This is a genomic window from Pigmentiphaga litoralis (assembly GCF_048632615.1).
In the GTDB taxonomy this organism is placed as follows: domain Bacteria; phylum Pseudomonadota; class Gammaproteobacteria; order Burkholderiales; family Burkholderiaceae_B; genus Pigmentiphaga; species Pigmentiphaga litoralis_B.
In genome coordinates this window covers 2,313,222-2,332,254 of the sequence record NZ_CP184479.1, presented here as the reverse complement: position 1 = coordinate 2,332,254, position 19,033 = coordinate 2,313,222, and the positions used below count along the sequence as shown (strand labels likewise).

At 62.8% G+C, this 19,033-nt stretch carries 21 protein-coding genes; 17 read left to right on the top strand and 4 right to left on the bottom strand.

All coding sequences use genetic code 11. The annotated features are described in order from the left end of the window. Nucleotides 1–90: 90 nt before the first annotated feature. Nucleotides 91–3,774, top strand: a complete 3,684-nt coding sequence (locus ACNANG_RS10340; RefSeq protein ID WP_420227094.1) for a PAS domain S-box protein — start codon at nucleotides 91–93, stop codon at nucleotides 3,772–3,774. A 10-nt stretch (nucleotides 3,775–3,784) separates the two neighbouring features. On the opposite strand, the gene ACNANG_RS10335 is transcribed toward ACNANG_RS10340, so the two are convergent. After that, nucleotides 3,785–4,255: an Lrp/AsnC family transcriptional regulator gene (locus tag ACNANG_RS10335; protein WP_420227093.1), complete on the bottom strand. Its 471-nt coding sequence runs from the start codon at nucleotides 4,253–4,255 to the stop codon at nucleotides 3,785–3,787. Between the two features lie 218 nt (nucleotides 4,256–4,473). On the opposite strand from ACNANG_RS10335, the gene hppD reads away from it, so the two are divergent. From hppD to rpsQ, 16 genes are all read left to right on the top strand, one after another. Next, entirely contained in the window at nucleotides 4,474–5,541 is a 1,068-nt protein-coding gene (hppD, locus tag ACNANG_RS10330; RefSeq protein WP_420227092.1) for a 4-hydroxyphenylpyruvate dioxygenase, read from the top strand. 602 nt (nucleotides 5,542–6,143) lie between these two features. Next, nucleotides 6,144–6,521 (top strand): 30S ribosomal protein S12, encoded by a 378-nt coding sequence (gene rpsL, locus ACNANG_RS10325; protein ID WP_179591025.1) that lies wholly within the window; start codon nucleotides 6,144–6,146, stop codon nucleotides 6,519–6,521. 197 nt (nucleotides 6,522–6,718) lie between these two features. Continuing rightward, entirely contained in the window at nucleotides 6,719–7,189 is a 471-nt protein-coding gene (gene rpsG / locus ACNANG_RS10320; RefSeq protein ID WP_179591046.1) for a 30S ribosomal protein S7, read from the top strand. A gap of 77 nt (nucleotides 7,190–7,266) precedes the next feature. Further along, the gene (fusA, locus tag ACNANG_RS10315) at nucleotides 7,267–9,369 is read left to right on the top strand and encodes an elongation factor G (RefSeq protein ID WP_420227091.1); all 2,103 of its coding nucleotides are present in this window, start codon (nucleotides 7,267–7,269) and stop codon (nucleotides 9,367–9,369) included. A 57-nt stretch (nucleotides 9,370–9,426) separates the two neighbouring features. Beyond that, nucleotides 9,427–10,617: an elongation factor Tu gene (tuf, locus tag ACNANG_RS10310; protein WP_420227090.1), complete on the top strand. Its 1,191-nt coding sequence runs from the start codon at nucleotides 9,427–9,429 to the stop codon at nucleotides 10,615–10,617. Nucleotides 10,618–10,716: 99 nt separating this feature from the next. Beyond that, entirely contained in the window at nucleotides 10,717–11,028 is a 312-nt protein-coding gene (gene rpsJ, locus ACNANG_RS10305; RefSeq protein ID WP_179590829.1) for a 30S ribosomal protein S10, read from the top strand. Between the two features lie 292 nt (nucleotides 11,029–11,320). After that, nucleotides 11,321–12,001, top strand: a complete 681-nt coding sequence (gene rplC, locus ACNANG_RS10300; RefSeq protein ID WP_179590831.1) for a 50S ribosomal protein L3 — start codon at nucleotides 11,321–11,323, stop codon at nucleotides 11,999–12,001. A 2-nt stretch (nucleotides 12,002–12,003) separates the two neighbouring features. Beyond that, entirely contained in the window at nucleotides 12,004–12,624 is a 621-nt protein-coding gene (gene rplD, locus ACNANG_RS10295) for a 50S ribosomal protein L4 (protein ID WP_420227089.1), read from the top strand. Then, entirely contained in the window at nucleotides 12,621–12,923 is a 303-nt protein-coding gene (rplW, locus tag ACNANG_RS10290) for a 50S ribosomal protein L23 (protein ID WP_179590835.1), read from the top strand. The genes rplD and rplW overlap by 4 nt, the downstream gene beginning before the upstream one ends. Continuing rightward, a complete protein-coding gene (gene rplB / locus ACNANG_RS10285) occupies nucleotides 12,924–13,751 on the top strand; it encodes a 50S ribosomal protein L2 (RefSeq protein WP_420227088.1) in 828 nt (275 codons plus the stop codon). Between the two features lie 11 nt (nucleotides 13,752–13,762). Further along, on the top strand, nucleotides 13,763–14,038 hold the full coding sequence (gene rpsS, locus ACNANG_RS10280; RefSeq protein ID WP_179590839.1) for a 30S ribosomal protein S19: 276 nt from the start codon (nucleotides 13,763–13,765) through the stop codon (nucleotides 14,036–14,038). Between the two features lie 8 nt (nucleotides 14,039–14,046). Then, nucleotides 14,047–14,376 carry a 50S ribosomal protein L22 gene (rplV, locus tag ACNANG_RS10275; RefSeq protein WP_420227087.1) on the top strand — a complete coding sequence of 110 codons (330 nt, stop codon included), beginning with the start codon at nucleotides 14,047–14,049 and terminating at the stop codon, nucleotides 14,374–14,376. Between the two features lie 9 nt (nucleotides 14,377–14,385). Next, nucleotides 14,386–15,264, top strand: coding sequence for a 30S ribosomal protein S3 (gene rpsC / locus ACNANG_RS10270; protein WP_420227086.1), 879 nt, complete (start codon nucleotides 14,386–14,388; stop codon nucleotides 15,262–15,264). Between the two features lie 2 nt (nucleotides 15,265–15,266). Next, entirely contained in the window at nucleotides 15,267–15,683 is a 417-nt protein-coding gene (gene rplP / locus ACNANG_RS10265; protein ID WP_420227085.1) for a 50S ribosomal protein L16, read from the top strand. A 10-nt stretch (nucleotides 15,684–15,693) separates the two neighbouring features. Beyond that, nucleotides 15,694–15,885, top strand: coding sequence for a 50S ribosomal protein L29 (rpmC, locus tag ACNANG_RS10260; protein WP_179590847.1), 192 nt, complete (start codon nucleotides 15,694–15,696; stop codon nucleotides 15,883–15,885). 2 nt (nucleotides 15,886–15,887) lie between these two features. Further along, nucleotides 15,888–16,151, top strand: coding sequence for a 30S ribosomal protein S17 (gene rpsQ / locus ACNANG_RS10255; protein WP_420227084.1), 264 nt, complete (start codon nucleotides 15,888–15,890; stop codon nucleotides 16,149–16,151). Between the two features lie 267 nt (nucleotides 16,152–16,418). Here rpsQ and ACNANG_RS10250 read toward each other — a convergent pair whose 3' ends face one another. The 3 genes from ACNANG_RS10250 to ACNANG_RS10240 all read right to left on the bottom strand — a co-directional run bounded on the left by ACNANG_RS10250 (nucleotide 16,419) and on the right by ACNANG_RS10240 (nucleotide 19,022). Further along, the gene (locus ACNANG_RS10250; RefSeq protein WP_420227083.1) at nucleotides 16,419–16,592 is read right to left on the bottom strand and encodes a hypothetical protein; all 174 of its coding nucleotides are present in this window, start codon (nucleotides 16,590–16,592) and stop codon (nucleotides 16,419–16,421) included. A 50-nt stretch (nucleotides 16,593–16,642) separates the two neighbouring features. After that, on the bottom strand, nucleotides 16,643–18,013 hold the full coding sequence (locus ACNANG_RS10245) for an ATP-binding cassette domain-containing protein (protein ID WP_420227507.1): 1,371 nt from the start codon (nucleotides 18,011–18,013) through the stop codon (nucleotides 16,643–16,645). A gap of 208 nt (nucleotides 18,014–18,221) precedes the next feature. Continuing rightward, the gene (locus ACNANG_RS10240) at nucleotides 18,222–19,022 is read right to left on the bottom strand and encodes a hypothetical protein (protein ID WP_420227082.1); all 801 of its coding nucleotides are present in this window, start codon (nucleotides 19,020–19,022) and stop codon (nucleotides 18,222–18,224) included. Between the last annotated feature and the right edge of the window lie 11 nt (nucleotides 19,023–19,033).

Genomic DNA, 19,033 nt, shown 5'->3' with positions numbered 1-19,033 from the left:
TACACACTCTCCAACGGTCGAGCTGGAAGGAAGGTTGATAAACTAGCCTGGCCAGTCGGTGGTGACGGCACAAAGCTCTATCGGGATGTCATGGCTGTTACTTCGCGGGAATCGCTCGCCAACGCGCCGCACGAGACGCTGCAAAGCCTGTCGGGCCTGGGCGGGCTTTTCGATGCGCTTCACAACAGCGATATGGCCGTGGTGGTGGCCGATGTACGCGAGGCCGAACAGCCCATCGTCTTCGCCAACGAAGCGTTCACCGCGCTGACGGGGTATGCGCTGGCCGAAATCCTTGGCCGCAACTGCCGGTTCATGCAGGGGCCGCTGACCGACAACGCCGCGATCCGGGCCATGCGCGAAGCCGTCGCCGAACGCCGGCGCCTGTATGTCGATGTGCAGAACTACCGCAAAGACGGCGCGCTCTTCTGGAACCGGATCGCCCTGAGCCCGATAGCGGACGCCACCGGCGCCGTCACCCACTACATCGCCCTGCAATGCGACGTGACCCTGGTCCACCAGGCCATGGCCACGCGGGATGCCTTGCGCGCCAGCGACGAAGCGCCCGAATACAGCCTGCTCGGCTCGCAACTGATCGGCTCGTGGACCTGGGACGTCACGCATGACCGCGTCTACGCCGACGAACGGTATGCCGCCCTGTATGACGTCACCGCTGCCGAGGCCGCGCGCGGCGCGTCGCTGGCCCACTTCCTGCGCAACGTCCACCCCGAAGACCGCGAGCGCGCCGAACAGGCGGCCCGCTCGGCCATCCGTAGCGGCGAGGCCTACCAGGACGAATACCGGGTCGTCACGCAAGGGCGCGTGCGCTGGATCGCGCTGCGCGGGCAGTGCAGCTACCACGACGACGGCACCCCGCGTTCCGTTTCCGGCGTGGCGTGGGACATCAGCGAGTACAAGCGTGCCGAACAGGCCCTGCACGAAAGCGCCGAAGAACTGCGGCTGATCACGGACGCGTTGCCGGCGCTGATCGGCTACGTGGACGCCGAACAGCGTTTCCGTTTCAACAACCGGGCCTACCTGGAATGGTTCGGCCTGCCGCCGCAGGCCCTGTACGGCAAGACGGTGCGCGAGGTATTGGGCGACCATGCCTACGAACTGCGGCGCAAACACCTGGAAGACGCGCTGGTCGGCATCCCGGCCCACTTCGAAGCCTACGCGCCGCATGCCGACGGCACGCCCCACCACGCTTTGATGCAATACCTGCCGCGCCGGATGAAAGACGGGCGCGTCAGTGGCTGCTATGTGCTGGTGTTCGACATTACCGAACGCAAACGCGCCGAAGAAGCCGCCCGCCTGCACAGTACCCGAATGGACGCGCTGATCAACCAGGCGGCGGTGGGCATCGTCCAGGTCAACATGGACGCGCGCATCGTCATGGTGAATCAGCGTTTTTGCGAGATCGTGGGACGGCCTGAAATCACCTTGGTGGGCCAGCACGTCCAGCAACTGGTGCACGCCAGGGACCAGAACGAAACGCGGCGCCTGATGACCTTGCTGCGTACGCGCGGCGAACCGTTTTTCGTGGAACAGCGGATCGTGCGCCCGGACGGCGATATCGTCTGGGTCAGCAACCATGTCTCCGCATTGAAGGATGCGTCGGGCAAGCCCGAATTCGCCAGCATCATCGTCAGCGACGTGACCGCTCGAAAGCTGGCCGAAGAACGCCAGTCCGCGCTGCTGGACTTGGGCGACCGGCTGCGGGATCTGAATGACACCGATGACATCGTGTCGGCGGCGGTATCGATGCTGGCGCGCATGGGAGGGCTGTCGCGCGTGGGCTACGGCCAGGTGGATCCGACCCAGCAAAGCATTCGTATCGAACACGCCTGGACCGCCGGCCCGGCGATGGTCAGTCTGGCCGGCGAACACCGGTTCGACGACTACGGGCAGACCACGGCCCGCCTGCTCGATGGCGACACGATCGTGATCCCGGACGTGCTGCGGGATACGCGCAGCACTATCCACGCCGAAGCCCTGCTGCGGCTTGGCGTGCGGGCCATGGTGAACGTGCCCGTGATCGAACAGGGGCAGCTCGAGGGCGTGTTCTTCCTGCATCATCACCTGCCCAGGGATTTCGCGGCGTCCGAGCTGGACTTCGTGCGCAACGTGGCCGATCGCACCTGGGCGGCGCTCAAACGCGCCAGCGCCACCCTGCAGCTGGAAAGGCTGAACGAGACCCTGGAGCAGCGGGTTGCCCAGCGCACCGCCGACCTGGACCGGATGTGGCGGCTTTCCACGGACGTGATGCTGGCCACCGGCTTCGACATGCGCATCCTGGCGCTCAATCCGGCCTGGAAAACGGCGCTGGGCTGGGAACCCGCCGACCTGGTGGACGCGTCCTTCCTGGATCTGGTCCACCCCGACGACCAGGCCGCGACGCAGGCAGCGGTGGCCCAGCTGTCCCATGGCATGCCCACGCTCCAGTTCGAAAATCGCGTGCGGCACCAGGACGGCAGCCATCGGTGGTTCGCGTGGCGCGCCGCCGCCGACGATGTGGGCGTGCACGGCGTGGGCCGCGACGTCACCAGCGAAAAGGAAGCTGCGGAAGCCCTGCGCAAGGCCGAAGATCAATTGCGCCAGGCGCACAAGATGGAAGCCGTCGGCCAGCTGACGGGCGGTATCGCGCACGACTTCAACAACATCCTGCAGGGCGTGATCGGCCCGCTGGACCTGATCCGTCGCAGCATCCGGCTGGGCCGGGTGGACAACCTGGGCCGCTTCATCGATACCGCCACCACCGCCGCCAAGCGGGCAGCGGCGCTTACCCATCGCCTGCTGGCGTTTTCACGGCGGCAGTCGCTGGATCCCCGCGCGCTGGACCTGAACACCCTGGTTACGTCGCTTGAAGAATTGCTGCGCCGGACCATAGGCGAGGGCATCGTGCTGGAAGTATCGCTGGCGAAGGATCTGTGGCCGGCCTACACCGATGCGAATCAGCTGGAAAACGCGCTGCTGAATCTGGTCATCAATGCCCGCGACGCCATGCCCGAAGGTGGCGGACTCGCGATCACCACCAACAACGTGACCCTGGACGACGCCTACGTGCGCCGGCAGGACGGCATGCGCGCTGGGGATTATGTCGCCTTGTCGGTAACCGACACGGGCGTGGGCATGCCGCCCGAGGTGATCGCCAAGGCTTTCGACCCCTTTTTCACGACCAAGCCGATCGGGCAGGGCACCGGGCTGGGCCTGTCGATGATCTATGGTTTTGCCAAACAGTCGAATGGCCACGTGCGCATCCGCAGCGAAGTGGGCGTGGGCACCAGCGTGCGGCTCTATCTGCCGCGGTGTGTCGACCCTGCCCAGCTGGGCGACACCGCCAACGAGGTGCCGCAGGACCCGCCGCACCTCGAACTGGATGGTTCGGCGCCGGAAGGCGGCCCCAGGACCGTCCTGGTGGTGGAAGACGACGCCGCCGTGCGCATGGTGGTGCTGGACGTGCTGGAAGGCCTGGGGTATCGCACGGTCGAAGCGTGCGATGGCCTGGAAGGGTTGGCCGTGGTGCAATCCAGCCAGCAGATCGACCTGATGGTGACCGACGTGGGCATGCCCAGGTTGAACGGTCACGACCTGGCCGAAGCCGCGCGCGACCTGCGGCCCGACCTGAAAATCCTGTTCATGACCGGCTATGCCAAAAACGCCACCCTGCGATCGGGATTCCTGCGGCCGGGCATGGAGATGATCGCCAAGCCCTTCGTACTGGATGCCCTGGCCGCCCATGTGCGCAGCATGCTGGCTAACGAGCCGGACGCCTGAAGGCGAACGGTCACACCCCCAGCGCGGTCGTTTCCTTGATCTTCTTCAGCGTAAAGCTGGACCGTATGTCGATCACGGCCGGGTGCTTCATCAGCGTATCCATGGCAAACCGAGAAAAATGCGCCAGGTCTTCCACCTGGATACGCATCAGGTAATCCATGTCTCCTGTCATCGCATAGCAGGCCACCACTTCCGGCCAGCGCTGCACGTCGCGCGCGAATTCATCGATCGGCAGGTGACTGCCGCCGACATGCTTCTGCAGGCGAACGCTCACATACGCCAGCAGCCCGAGGCCGACCTTGTCGGCGTCCACCAGCGCCACGTACTGACGGATCACGCCGGCTTCTTCCAGCCGCCGTACCCGCCGCAAACAGGGGCTGGGCGACAGCGACACGCGGTCGGCCAGTTCCTGGTTGGTCAGGCGGCCGTCCTGCTGCAACACCTCCAGAATGCGGCGGTCCGTGCGGTCCAAATCCTGCATGGGCATCTCCTGCCATGAATTGGCGTATTACAGCAATAGTATTGCTTGCGTAGTCGTGAATGAAGCACCAAAGGCAATCTTCTGCCTCCGTGACTTCCCTAGAATCAAAGCCAGCGCGCGCGCTGTCCGGCGTGCCCCTATCCACCTGCCTGCGCACGGCAACCGTCCGTGCTTCTGGAGCGAGACATGACCCCCCATTCGAACTGTGGGACAACCCGATGGGCACCGCCGGCTTCGAGTTCGTCGAATATGCCGCACCCGATCCCGAGGCCCTGGGCAAGGTGTTCGAGAACCTGGGCTTCAAGGCGATTGCCCGGCACCGTCACAAGAACGTGGTGCTGTACCGGCAAGGCGACATCAACTTCATCGTCAACGGCGAGGCCGACTCCTTCGCGCAGCGGTTCGCGCGCCAGCATGGCCCGTCCATCTGCGCCATCGCTTTTCGGGTCGAAGACGCCGCCTTCGCGTACAAGCGCGCACTGGAACTGGGCGCCTGGGGCTTCGACGCCAAGAGCGGCCCCATGGAACTGAACATTCCTGGCATCAAGGGCATCGGTGACTCGGTCATCTATTTCGTGGACCGATGGCGCGGCAAGGGCGGCCGCAACGGCGGGATTGGCGACATCGACATCTACGACGTGGACTTCGAGCCCATCGATACCGAGCACGCCCAGGAAGACCTGCACCCGCGCGGGGCCGGCCTGGTCACCATCGACCACCTGACGCACAACGTGCACCGCGGCCGCATGAACGAATGGGCCGACTTCTACGAGCGCTACTTCAACTTCCGCGAAATCCGCTATTTCGACATCGAAGGGCAGGTGACCGGCGTCAAGTCCAAGGCCATGACGTCGCCCTGCGGCCTGATCCGCATCCCGATCAACGAAGAAGGCAACAACGAAAAGGGCCAGATCCAGGAATACCTGGACCTGTATCACGGCGAAGGGATCCAGCACATCGCCCTGGGCAGCAGCAACATCTACCAGACGGTCGAAGCGCTGCGCCAGTCGGGCGTGGTGTTCCTGGATACGCCCGACACCTACTACGAACTGCTGGACAAGCGCCTGCCTGGCCATGGCGAAGACGTGCCGGCGCTGTTCAAGAACAAGATCCTGGTGGACGGTGCGCCGGGCGGGGGACTGCTGCTGCAGATCTTCACCCAGACGGTGATCGGCCCGATCTTCTTCGAGATCATCCAGCGCAAGGGTGACGAGGGCTTTGGCGAAGGTAACTTCAAGGCCCTGTTCGAATCCATCGAGCTGGATCAAATGCGCAGGGGGTCCTGACCGGGACGGCCAAGGCCTGACCCGGCCTGGCACAGGCCTGACCTCACCTGCCGTGACCCGACCTCGCCTTGACCAGCAACAGAGGCGTGCACGACGCGCCGGGATGTCGTAAACACGCCACCCCGGCGTCACCTTGGGGTTTCCCCGTCCCCATATTTGACTGTTCCACAACCCCGGGCTATCATTAAAGGCTCTCTGGAGTCGGCTCGCCCGGGCCGCGCGTTCTTTAGTTGCAGATTGACCCAGTGCCGACGCAGGTTGTCGGGGGGTCGGGAAGGGTGAAAAGCCCGTTGGGTGAATAACCCGCTGGGTGAAAACCCCGTTTGCCTGCCGTGCCTTGACACCACGCCTTGCAGATTGCCCGACACCACCGGCCTAGACACCTTGCCGAGCTGCGGTACCCCATCTGCTGTTCAAGAGCCGCGTCGCGGCACAACCCTCCCCAGCAGTAGAAACCCAGCAGTAAAACTTTTAGTCCGCACATACGTGCAAGCAGGTCTTTGCGTGCACTCGTTTTTTATGTGCGGCCTCGTGCATGCCGGTTCGCCAGCATCCGCTCACAGACTAACCCCAGAGACCTAACCAGGTTACGGAAGAGGGCCATGCCTACTATCAGCCAACTCGTGCGCAAGCCGCGCGAATCCAGCCACGCCAAGAGCAAGAGTCCTGCTCTGGAAAGCAGCCCGCAGCGTCGCGGCGTCTGCACGCGTGTTTACACCACCACGCCAAAGAAGCCTAACTCCGCACTGCGGAAGGTTGCCAAGGTCCGCCTGACCAACGGTTTCGAGATCATCTCGTACATCGGCGGTGAAGGCCACAACCTGCAAGAGCACTCGGTTGTGCTCGTGCGCGGCGGCCGGGTAAAGGACTTGCCAGGTGTGCGTTATCACATCGTGCGCGGTTCGCTCGACCTGCAAGGCGTGAAAGACCGCAAGCAGTCGCGCTCCAAGTACGGCGCGAAGCGTCCCAAGAAGGTCTAAGGGCGTTTCAGCCCGCGGCATCGCACATCGTGCATCGCCCGGGTCGTTTTACCGGTTTTGTCCCGCCAGCGTCACCTGCCCGAAGTTGCAGGAAGCTGTGCGAGTAAGGGGTTGTCCAGGCATGAGCCACAAGGACAACCATGGCCGCGAGCGCGTTGCTCAGCGGTTCAACTGAACTGACATATGGAAGTGTTCAAATGCCACGTCGTCGTGAAGTACCCAAGCGCGAAATCCTGCCTGATCCAAAGTTCGCAAGCGTGGAACTCGCCAAATTCATGAACATCATCATGCTCTCCGGCAAGAAGGCCGTTGCAGAGCGGATCGTTTATGGCGCGTTCGAGCAAATCAAGACCAAGGCCGGCAAAGACCCTCTCGAGGTGTTCGGTCAGGCCATCGGCAACGTCAAGCCGATCGTCGAGGTCAAGAGCCGCCGCGTTGGCGGTGCGAACTATCAGGTGCCGGTTGAAGTGCGCCCCGTGCGCCGCCTGGCACTGGCCATGCGCTGGGTGCGTGAAGCCGCCAAGAAGCGTGGCGAAAAGTCCATGGACCTTCGCCTTGCCGGCGAACTGCTCGACGCGGCCGAAGGCCGTGGCGGCGCTGTCAAGAAGCGCGATGACACGCACAAGATGGCCGAAGCCAACAAGGCATTCAGCCACTTCCGCTGGTAATCGCCCGCAAGTAAGCAACACCGCGCCTGCCGGCGGCTGCCGGCAGGCCGACTACTCAAGTCACAAGGAATCCGATCATGGCCCGCAAGACCCCGATCGAGCGTTATCGCAATATCGGCATCTCCGCGCACATCGACGCAGGGAAGACCACCACGACCGAACGTGTTCTGTTCTACACGGGCGTCAACCACAAGATCGGCGAAGTGCACGACGGTGCAGCGACGATGGACTGGATGGAGCAGGAGCAGGAACGCGGTATCACCATTACCTCGGCTGCCACGACCTGCTTCTGGAAAGGCATGGCCGGGAATTTCCCCGAGCATCACATCAACATCATCGACACCCCGGGACACGTCGACTTCACGATTGAAGTCGAACGCTCGATGCGTGTGCTCGATGGTGCCTGCATGGTCTACTGCGCCGTGGGTGGCGTTCAGCCCCAGTCGGAAACCGTCTGGCGTCAGGCCAACAAGTACGGCGTGCCGCGCCTGGCCTTCGTGAACAAGATGGACCGTACCGGCGCCAACTTCTTCAAGGTCTACGACCAGATGCGTCTTCGCCTGAAGGCCAATCCGGTTCCGCTGCACGTGCCGATCGGCGCCGAAGACACCTTCAAGGGCGTCGTCGACCTGGTCAAGATGAAGGCCATCGTCTGGGACGAAGCCAGCCAGGGCATCAAGTTCGAATACGCCGACATTCCGGCCGAACTGGTTGACACCTGCAACGAATGGCATGAAAAGCTGGTCGAGAGCGCTGCTGAATCGTCAGAAGAACTGATGAACAAGTACCTCGAAACCGGTGAACTGACCGAAGAAGAAATCAAGCAGGGTATTCGCGTGCGCACCATCGCCTGCGAAATCCAGCCGATGCTTTGCGGTTCGGCCTTCAAGAACAAGGGCGTGCAGGCCATGCTCGACGCCGTCGTCGAATTCCTGCCGTCGCCCGTGGACATTCCGCCGGTCGAAGGCACCGACGACAACGATCAGCCGATCACCCGCAATGCCGACGACAAGGAAAAGTTCTCGGCGCTGGCGTTCAAGCTGATGTCGGACCCGTTCGTGGGTCAGCTGACCTTCATTCGTGTGTACTCCGGCTCGATCAACTCGGGCGACACGGTGTTCAACCCGATCAAGGGCAAGAAGGAACGTCTGGGCCGCCTGCTGCAAATGCACGCGAACCAGCGCGAAGAAATCAAGCAGGTCCTGGCAGGCGACATCGCCGCGGCCGTGGGCCTGAAGGATGTCACGACCGGCGAAACGCTGTGCGATCCCGAAGCCGTGATCACCCTCGAAAAGATGATCTTCCCCGAGCCCGTGATTGCGCAGGCCGTGGAACCTAAGACGAAGGCCGACCAGGAAAAGATGGGCCTGGCGCTGAACCGTCTGGCACAGGAAGATCCGTCGTTCCGCGTGCATACCGATGAAGAATCGGGTCAGACCATCATTTCCGGGATGGGCGAGCTCCACCTGGAAATCATCGTCGATCGCATGAAGCGCGAATTCAACGTGGAAGCGAACGTGGGCAAGCCCCAGGTCGCGTACCGCGAAACGATCCGCAAGACCTGCGAAGAGTCCGAAGGCAAGTTCGTCAAGCAGTCGGGCGGTCGCGGTCAATACGGTCACGTGGTGCTCAAGGTCGAGCCCCAGGAACCGGGCAAGGGCTTCGAATTCGTCGACGCCATCAAGGGCGGTGTGGTTCCTCGCGAATTCATCCCGGCCGTGGAAAAGGGTTGCATCGAAACGCTGAAGGCTGGCGTGATGGCCGGTTACCCGGTGGTCGATGTGAAGGTCACCCTGTTCTTCGGTTCGTACCACGATGTCGACTCGAACGAAAACGCGTTCCGTATGGCTGCCTCGATGGCATTCAAGGACGGCATGCGCAAGGCCAGCCCGGTTCTGCTGGAACCGATGATGGCCGTGGAAGTCGAAACGCCGGAAGACTACGCAGGCAACGTGATGGGCGATCTGTCCTCGCGTCGCGGCATGGTCCAGGGTATGGACGACATGGTGGGCGGCGGCAAGGCCATCAAGGCCGAAGTTCCGCTGGCTGAAATGTTCGGTTATTCCACCACGCTGCGTTCCGCGACCCAGGGTCGTGCAACGTACACGATGGAATTCAAGCATTACGCTGAAGCGCCTAAGAACGTCGCCGAGGCAATCATGAGCGCCCGCGCCAAGTAATTGGCAGGCATCACGCAATCACACTGAACCTCCAGAGCATCTGCAGGAAGAGAAATCATGGCAAAAAGCAAGTTTGAACGTACCAAGCCGCACGTCAACGTTGGCACCATCGGTCACGTCGACCATGGCAAGACCACGCTGACGGCAGCGATCACCACCGTGCTGTCGAAGGCATTTGGCGGCGAAGCCAAGGCCTACGACCAGATCGACGCGGCGCCTGAAGAAAAAGCGCGCGGCATCACGATCAACACGGCGCACGTCGAGTACGAAACCGCAACGCGTCACTACGCACACGTTGACTGCCCGGGCCACGCCGACTACGTCAAGAACATGATCACGGGCGCTGCCCAGATGGACGGCGCAATCCTGGTGTGCTCGGCCGCTGACGGCCCAATGCCCCAGACGCGTGAACACATCCTGCTGGCTCGCCAGGTGGGCGTGCCTTACATCGTCGTGTTCCTGAACAAGTGCGACATGGTCGACGACGCCGAGCTGCTCGAGCTGGTCGAAATGGAAGTGCGCGAGCTGCTGAGCAAGTACGACTTCCCGGGCGACGACACCCCGATCGTCAAGGGTTCGGCCAAGCTGGCGCTGGAAGGCGACAAGGGCGAACTGGGCGAGCAGGCCATCAATGCGCTGGCCGCCGCACTGGATTCGTACATCCCGACGCCTGAGCGCGCCGTGGACGGCGCCTTCCTGATGCCTGTGGAAGACGTGTTCTCGATCTCGGGCCGCGGCACGGTCGTGACCGGTCGTATCGAGCGCGGCATTGTCAAGGTCGGCGAAGAAATCGAAATCGTCGGTATCAAGGACACGGTCAAGACCACTTGCACGGGCGTGGAAATGTTCCGCAAGCTGCTCGACCAGGGTCAGGCTGGCGACAACGTCGGTATCCTGCTGCGCGGCACCAAGCGCGAAGACGTGGAACGCGGCCAAGTGCTGTGCAAGCCCGGTTCGATCAAGCCGCACACCGACTTCACGGCCGAAGTGTACGTGCTGTCGAAGGAAGAGGGCGGTCGTCACACCCCGTTCTTCAACGGCTATCGTCCCCAGTTCTACTTCCGTACGACGGACGTGACCGGCTCGATCGAACTGCCGCAAGACAAGGAAATGGTTCTGCCAGGCGACAACGTGTCGATCACGGTCAAGCTGCTGGCCCCCATCGCCATGGAAGAAGGTCTGCGCTTCGCCATCCGTGAAGGCGGTCGTACCGTCGGCGCCGGTGTGGTTGCCACGATCCTGAAGTAAGACTCGGTACCTACGTCCGGAAAGCGCTTCGGCGCTTTCCACCACTATGCTTCGGAAGGCGCCACGGCGTCATCCACCCTCGCTCTTTAGGAATGTCCCATGAAAAAGCAAAAGATTCGCATCCGCCTCAAGGCTTTCGACTACAAGCTGATCGACCAATCGGCCGCTGAAATCGTTGAAACCGCGAAGCGGACCGGCGCCGTCGTCCGTGGTCCCGTGCCGCTGCCGACCCGTATCCGCCGGTACGATCTGCTGCGTTCGCCGCACGTCAACAAGACGTCGCGCGATCAGTTCGAGATCCGCACCCATCAACGCCTGATGGACATCGTGGATCCCACGGACAAGACCGTTGACGCGCTGATGCGCCTGGACCTGCCCGCAGGTGTCGACGTCGAAATCGCCCTGAACTAATCGTCTCGTATTTGCACCCCGCCCTTGTAATGAGCGCGGGGTGCAAGCTATACTTGCCGGCTTGCCAGCAATTTTTTGCGTAGTCAATGGGTTTTGCCCCGGGGCCTTGCCTCGACCACGGGTATAAGTTCGACTGGCAGATTGCCGACAAGCAGATGGCAGACGCGTGGATCGCCTGAATCGAGCGTCAGCCCTGCTGGCAACGCATCAAAGCTCTACCGCAGTACCTACCACATTCTGGCGTAATGCCATTTTTAGCCCCGGCCAATCGCAGTCGGGAACGGAGAAAACGATGTCGACCCAATCGACGACCTCCACGCCAGCCGCATTCCGGCTAGGCTTGGTGGGTCGCAAGGTTGGCATGACCCGTATCTTCACGGACGATGGTGAATCCATCCCTGTGACGGTACTGGACGTGTCGAACAACCGTGTGACCCAGGTCAAGTCCCCGCAAGCCGACGGCTACGCAGCCGTCCAGGTCACGTTTGGTACGCGCCGCGCATCGCGCGTCACCAGCCCGCTTACCGGTCACTTCGCGAAAGCGGGTGTCGAAGCAGGCAGCGTGCTCAAAGAATTCCGTCTTGATCCGGCCAAAGCGGCCGAATTCGCTCCAGGCGCCGTTGTCGCTGTCGAGTCCGTGTTCACCGTTGGCCAGAAAGTCGACGTGACCGGTACCACGATCGGTAAGGGCTTCTCGGGCGCGATCAAGCGTCACCACTTCTCGTCGAACCGTGCATCGCACGGTAACTCGGTTTCGCACAACTCGGCTGGCTCCATCGGTATGGCGCAGGATCCGGGTCGCGTGTTCCCAGGCAAGAAGATGGCAGGTCACCTTGGTGACGTGCAACGCACTGTGCAAAACCTCGAAGTCATTCGTGTGGACGCCGAACGCGGCCTGCTGCTGGTCCGTGGCGCCGTCCCTGGCCACGCCAACGCGAATGTCGTCGTGCGTCCCGCAATCAAAGGAGCCTGACAATGGAACTCAAGCTTCTGAATGATCAGGGCCAGTCGTCCGCAACCGTGAACGCCCCGGATACCATTTTCGGCCGCGAATTCAACGAAGCGCTGGTTCACCAGGTGGTCGTGGCGTATCAAGCCAACGCCCGCAGCGGTAACCGCGCCCAGAAGGACCGCGAGCAAGTCAAGCACACGACCAAGAAGCCGTGGCGCCAGAAGGGTACGGGCCGCGCTCGTGCCGGTATGTCGTCGTCGCCGCTGTGGCGTGGGGGTGGTCGGATTTTCCCGAACTCGCCCGACGAAAACTTCAGCCAGAAGGTCAACAAGAAGATGTATCGCGCCGGCATGCGCTCGATCCTCTCCCAGTTGGCCCGTGAAGACCGTATCGCGATCGTCGATGCGTTTGTGCTCGAGTCGCCCAAGACCAAGTTGGCCGCTGACAAGCTCAAGACGCTCGGTCTGTCGTCGGTGCTGATCATCACCGATACGGTTGACGAAAATGTCTACCTGGCCACGCGCAATCTGCCGCACGTCGCCGTGGTCGAGTCCCGTTACGCCGATCCGCTGTCGCTGATCCACTACAACAAAGTGTTGATCACCAAGCCAGCGATCGCTCAGCTCGAGGAGATGCTGGGATGAGCAAGAATGAACGTCTGATGCAAGTCCTGTTGGCCCCGATCGTCTCCGAAAAGAGCACGTTCATTGCCGACAAGAACGAGCAAGTGGCTTTCCGTGTCATCCAGGATGCCACCAAGCCAGAAATCAAGGCTGCCGTCGAACTGCTCTTCAAGGTGCAGGTCGAGTCCGTGCAGGTGCTCAATACCAAGGGCAAAGTCAAGCGCTTTGGCCGTTTCATGGGTCGTCGCCGGAACGAAAGAAAGGCGTACGTGTCGTTGAAGCCAGGTCAGGAAATCGACTTTGCGCAGGAGGTGAAGTAAATGCCCCTCGTTAAGCTAAAGCCGACTTCCGCCGGCCGTCGCGGCATGGTCAAGGTGGTTCATCCCCACCTGTTCAAGGGCCGCCCGCTCGACGCGCTTCTGGAAAAACAGATCCAGAACGCTGGCCGCAACAACAACGGCCATGTCACTACCCGTCATCGTGGCGGTGGTCACAAGCAACACTATCGTGTCATCGACTTCAAGCGGACCAAGGACGGCATTCCGGCCAAGGTCGAGCGTATTGAATACGATCCTAACCGCACGGCGCACATCGCTCTGGTGTGCTACGCCGACGGCGAGCGTCGCTACATCATTGCGCCACGCGGTCTGGAAGTCGGTGCAACGCTGTTGTCGGGTGTCGAAGCGCCTATCCGCGCTGGCAACACCCTGCCTATCCGCAACATTCCAGTCGGTTCGACGATTCACTGCGTCGAGATGCTGCCTGGCAAGGGCGCCCAGATGGTGCGTTCGGCCGGTGCTTCGGCAGTGCTGCTGGCTCGTGAAGGTACCTACGCTCAGGTTCGCCTGCGCTCCGGCGAAGTCCGGAAGGTGCACATCGAGTGCCGCGCTACCATCGGCGAAGTTTCCAACGAAGAGCATGGCCTGCGCCAGATCGGCAAAGCCGGTGCAACGCGTTGGCGTGGTATTCGTCCTACCGTTCGTGGCGTTGCAATGAACCCTGTCGATCATCCCCACGGTGGTGGTGAAGGTCGCACCGGCGAAGCACGCGAACCGGTCAGCCCCTGGGGCACTCCGTCCAAGGGTTTCAAGACCCGCCGCAATAAGCGGACGAGCAATATGATCGTCCAGCGGCGCAAGAAGAAGTAAGCGAGGCAAGCATGTCACGTTCTATCAAGAAAGGACCGTTTGTCGATCTTCACCTTCTCAAGAAGGTCGAGACCGCCACGGCCGGAAAAGACAAACGCCCAATCAAGACCTGGTCGCGCCGTTCCACGATCCTGCCCGATTTCATCGGGCTCACGATCGCTGTGCACAATGGCCGTCAGCACGTTCCCGTGTATGTCAACGAGAACATGGTTGGTCACAAGCTCGGTGAGTTCGCGCTGACCCGTACGTTCAAGGGCCACGCTGCGGACAAAAAGGCCAAGAGGTAATCGGGGCTATGGAAACCACAGCAAAACTGCGCGGCGTCCGCGTCTCGGCCCAGAAGGCTCGGCTGGTTGCGGACCTGGTCCGCGGCAAGTCGGTCGCTCAGGCCATCAACATCCTGACGTTCACGCCCAAGAAGTCCGCCGGCATCATCAAGAAAGTGGTCGAATCCGCTATCGCGAATGCCGAGCACAATGACGGCGCCGACATTGACGAACTGAAGGTCAAGACCATCATCGTCGACAAGGGCACCTCGCTCAAGCGTTTCGACGCTCGTGCGAAGGGCCGCGGCGTCAAGATCGAGAAGCAGACCTGCCACATCGTGGTCACGGTCGGCAACTAAGGAGCCACGATGGGACAGAAGATTCATCCAACCGGGTTCCGACTCGCGGTCAGCCGTAATTGGTCCTCCCGTTGGTTCGCCAACGGCAGCAACTACGCCGTCATGCTCGCGGAAGACATCAAGGTTCGCGAATACCTGAAGAAGAAGCTGAAAGGCGCTTCCGTCGGTCGCGTGATCATCGAGCGTCCGGCCAAGAATGCGCGCGTCACCATTTACTCGGCTCGTCCGGGCGTGGTGATTGGCAAGAAGGGCGAGGACATCGAAATCCTGAAAGCCGATCTGCAGCGTCTGATGGGCGTGCCTGTGCACGTCAACATCGAAGAAATCCGCAAGCCGGAAATCGACGCCCAGCTGATCGCCGACTCGATCTCGCAACAGCTCGAAAAGCGCATCATGTTCCGCCGCGCCATGAAGCGCGCCATGCAGAACGCGATGCGTCTGGGTGCTCAAGGCATCAAGATCATGAGCGCCGGTCGTCTGAACGGCATCGAAATCGCCCGTACCGAGTGGTACCGCGAAGGCCGTGTGCCGCTGCACACCCTGCGCGCGAACATCGACTACGGCACTTCGGAAGCCGGCACGACCTACGGCCTGATCGGCATCAAGGTTTGGGTGTACAAGGGCGATACCCTTGGCACAGCCGAACAGAATGCCGTGCCGGAAGCGAGCAAGGACGATGAGCGCAAGCCGCGTCGTGGCCCCCGCAACGACCGCAATGACCGCAACGAGCGTCCGGGCAATCGTCCTGGCGCCCCGCGTGGTCGTGGTGGCCGCAAGCCTGAAGGTGACGGCGCTGTCGCAGCTGCCGCACCGGATGCTGGCGCCGCTGCCAAGCGCGCGCCGCGCAAGCCGGCTGATGCAGCCGCGCCTGCCAAAGACGGAGAATAAAGATGCTGCAGCCTTCACGCAGAAAATACCGCAAGGAACAAAAGGGCCGTAACACCGGATTGGCCACGCGCGGCGCTAACGTGTCGTTCGGCGAATTCGGTCTCAAGGCCACGGGCCGCGGTCGCTTGACGGCGCGTCAGATCGAAGCGGCTCGCCGCGCGATCTCGCGTCACATCAAGCGCGGCGGCCGGATCTGGATCCGGATTTTCCCAGACAAGCCGATTTCGCAGAAACCTGCTGAAGTTCGGATGGGTAACGGTAAAGGTAACCCTGAGTACTGGGTTGCCGAGATCCAGCCGGGCAAAGTGCTCTATGAGATGGACGGTGTGAACGAAGAACTGGCGCGCGAGGCTTTCCGCCTGGCGGCCGCCAAGCTTCCGATCTCGACCACCTTCGTTACGCGCCACATCGGCGCGTAAGGGGATAGGAATGAAAGCAAGCGAATTCCGTTCGAAAGACGAAGCAGAGCTCACCAAAGAGCTCGAAGGTCTGCTCCGGGCCCAGTTCAGTCTGCGTATGCAGATGGCTACCCAGCAGCTTTCCAATAGCAGCCAGCTACGCAAAGTACGGCGCGACATCGCGCGTGTACGGACCGTGCAGCGCGAAAAGGCCGGGAAGTAATCATGAGCGAAGCAAAACTGAAGCGTGCTCTGACGGGCCGTGTGACGAGCGACAAGATGAACAAAACCGTGACCGTATTGGTCGAGCGGCGCGTCAAGCACCCGCTGTACGGCAAGATCATCGTGCGTTCGAACAAGTACCACGCACACGACGAAACGAACCAGTACAAGACCGGTGACCTGGTCGAGATCTCGGAAACACGCCCGGTCTCGAAGACCAAGGCATGGACCGTGGTTCGCCTGTTGGAAGCCGCACGGATCGTCTGATCCTGCGGTGACCCGGCGGCGCAAGCCGCGGGTCGACAAGCACTAGGAACGCGGAAGACCGCCCTGCAGGCAACTGCAGGAAGGACTTCCGCGTTTTTTCGTCTGGGGCTTCTGATGCGTGGGCGTCGCCGCGTCGGCGTCGATGCAGGGGCGTCAGCGCGGGAACGTCGCGGCGAGCCTCCCATTGGGAAGCGTCGGTGGCAGCGATGCTCACGTCCGCCGTCGTCAGCAAAGACCGGCGTACGCCGGCCTTCTTCCTCCTTCCGACTATGCCGCGGCCAGTCTGGCGAAGGCGCCGTCCAGCGCCACCAGTTCGTCGTAGGTTCCTTCTTCCACGACCTTGCCCTGGCCCAGCACCAGGATGCGATCGGCCTGCCGGATCGTACTGATACGGTGAGCGATCACGATACGTGTCGACGACAGGCCAAGAATGGTGCGCATGGCAATCGCCTGCGTGGTGTTGTCGAGCGCGCTGGTGGCCTCGTCCAGGATCAGGATGGGGGCTGCTGCACGAAGGCCCGGGCCAGGGCCAGTCGTTGCACCTGGCCTCCCGACAGCGTGCGGGCCGCATCGTGCAGCAGGGTATGGATTCCCATGGGCATGGCGGCGACGTCGTCGGCCACGGCGGCCTGTGCCAGCGCGCGCCAGACCTCGTCCACGGTGGCATTCGACGTGCCCCGCACGATCTCGAGCAAAGTGCCCGGCGGCAGGGCGCCGTCCTGCAGCACCACGCCTACCTGCGTCCGGTAGGCGGCGGGGTGCATGGACCGGAGATCCTGGCCGTCCACATATACGGCGCCTGACGAGGGCGTTTCCAGCCCCAGCGCCAGACGCACCAGGGTGGACTTGCCGCAGCCGGACGGGCCGACGATGGCGATCATTTCGCCCGGCGCGGCCTTGAAGCTCAAGTTGCCAAACACCACCGTCCCGTCGCTGCCGTAGCGGAACTGCACGTTCGAAAATTCCAGTGCGCCTGTCAGTTCGCCCGGGTCGCTGCGCCCCGCGGTGGGCTCGGGCTGCGTTTCGAGCAGCGGCAACGCATATTTCCAGCTGGGCGCCAGCATCCACACCGACAGGAGTCCTGCGGTCAGCTGCCCCACCGCCGACAGCAGGATGGCAAACGCCGTCAGGGTGGCCACCACCTTGGCGACCGGCAAAGCGCTGGCCGGATCGCCCTGATTCAGCAGGTGGACCACGGCAAATAGCACGGCGGCGGACAGCAGGGACAGGGCCGTCAGGGTGGCTTCGTACGCATTCATGACCCGCCGTGCCTTGACCATCCGGCGGCGCATGGCGGCAAAGCGGTCGCCCCATCGCGTGACGGCGCGGTCTTCGGCGCCAGCCGACCGCAGCTTGATCAGGCCGTTGATCATCTGCACGAACAGGCTGTCGGCCAGGCCTTCCAGCTGTTCGCCATTCAGATAGGCGCGGGCTTGCAGATAGCCGGCCAGCGCGCCGATACCCACCTGCAGGGTCGCCAGGCCCAGGGCCACCAGGGCAATCAGCGGATGATTCAGAAGCAAGGTGACCAGGCTGGACACCATCATGCCCAGGCTGCCCGCCGCGGTGAACAGGAAGATCTGCACGCCGGTCGGCACCGAAATCGCCGATCCGGCGCGCCCGACCAGCTCGGCGCTGCCCTGGGTGCGGAAGTAGCTGAGCGGAAGACTGGCGATCCGGTCCCAGATCACCCGATACAACTCGCCATTGCTGCGCGCCTGCACCCGCTGCTTGGCGATCTCTCCGCCCACCTGCAGCAGGTAGCCGACGACGCCGATCATGACGATGGCCACGCCGACCTGGGCCAGCTGGCTGGTCATGGCGGACGGTGCGAGCACACCCAGAATGAACCCGGTCGCCATGGGCAGTACCTGGGCCAGCGCGCTGCCCACCAGCATGGTCGCGAAGAATCCCAGCAGGTCGCCGCGGCTCCCTTTCATGCTGTCGAAAAACAGATTGGCGAAGGAGGCCTTGCCGGGCCGCTGCGGCTTGAACATCGTCCAGGCCGAGGCCGACAGTTCGGCCGCGGTCGTCGCGGTGACGCGGCGCGTGCCGTCGTGCCGGTCCACTTCATCGTAGTGGCCGCCCCGGAACAGCAGGGCCACGGGCTCGCCGGTCAGTCGTTCGGCCAGAAAGGCGCCGCCATCCGCTCGCCACCAGTCGTTCTTCAGCCGCGCGGGCTGCAGGCGGATCTTTGACGCTCGCGCGATTTCCTGCGCCGTTGCGGGACGGTCCACCTGCGCCTGCCGGGCACGCACGGGCGCCTCGATGGCCATATCCAGTGTCTTGCCGATCCGGCGCATGACGTCCAGGAGCGGTTCGGCGCTGGCCACGCCGCTGGGGGAGCGGGTTGCCCAGCACGCCGGCAAAGCGGCCGGCGGTGTCGTGTTCGGCATGGCGTTCCGCCGCGCGGCGGGCGGTCAGGCGGTTGAATTCGTCCGCTTCGCCCAGGCCCCGCACCAGCGGCAGCAGTTCGACGATGGCTTCATGGAACACGTCCAGCCGTTCATGCCAGTCGTCGCCAGCCAGCCCGTCCTGCCAGCTCAGGGTTTCGATGGGCGCGCCCGCATCCAGCACCAGCCAGTGGCTGGCGGTCAGCGGCACCAGGCCGGGCGACACGGTTTCCAGGCCCAACAGGCGGCTGCTGCCATGAACGCGCGCCCACATGCTTCGGCCGTGGGTGCCCAACACGTCGCCGGCCTGCGCGACGGCAAAAGCCTGTTCCGGGGAAACCACCACGTTGGCGCGCGGCTTGGGCTCGATCACCCGCGCCACGCCGGCAATGATCGTGGCGATCCACGCGTCCAGTCCGTCGGCAAATTCCGCGGAGGGTTGCGGCACGGCCCACGAACGGCCGGGCAGGCGGAACACGTGCGTGTCCC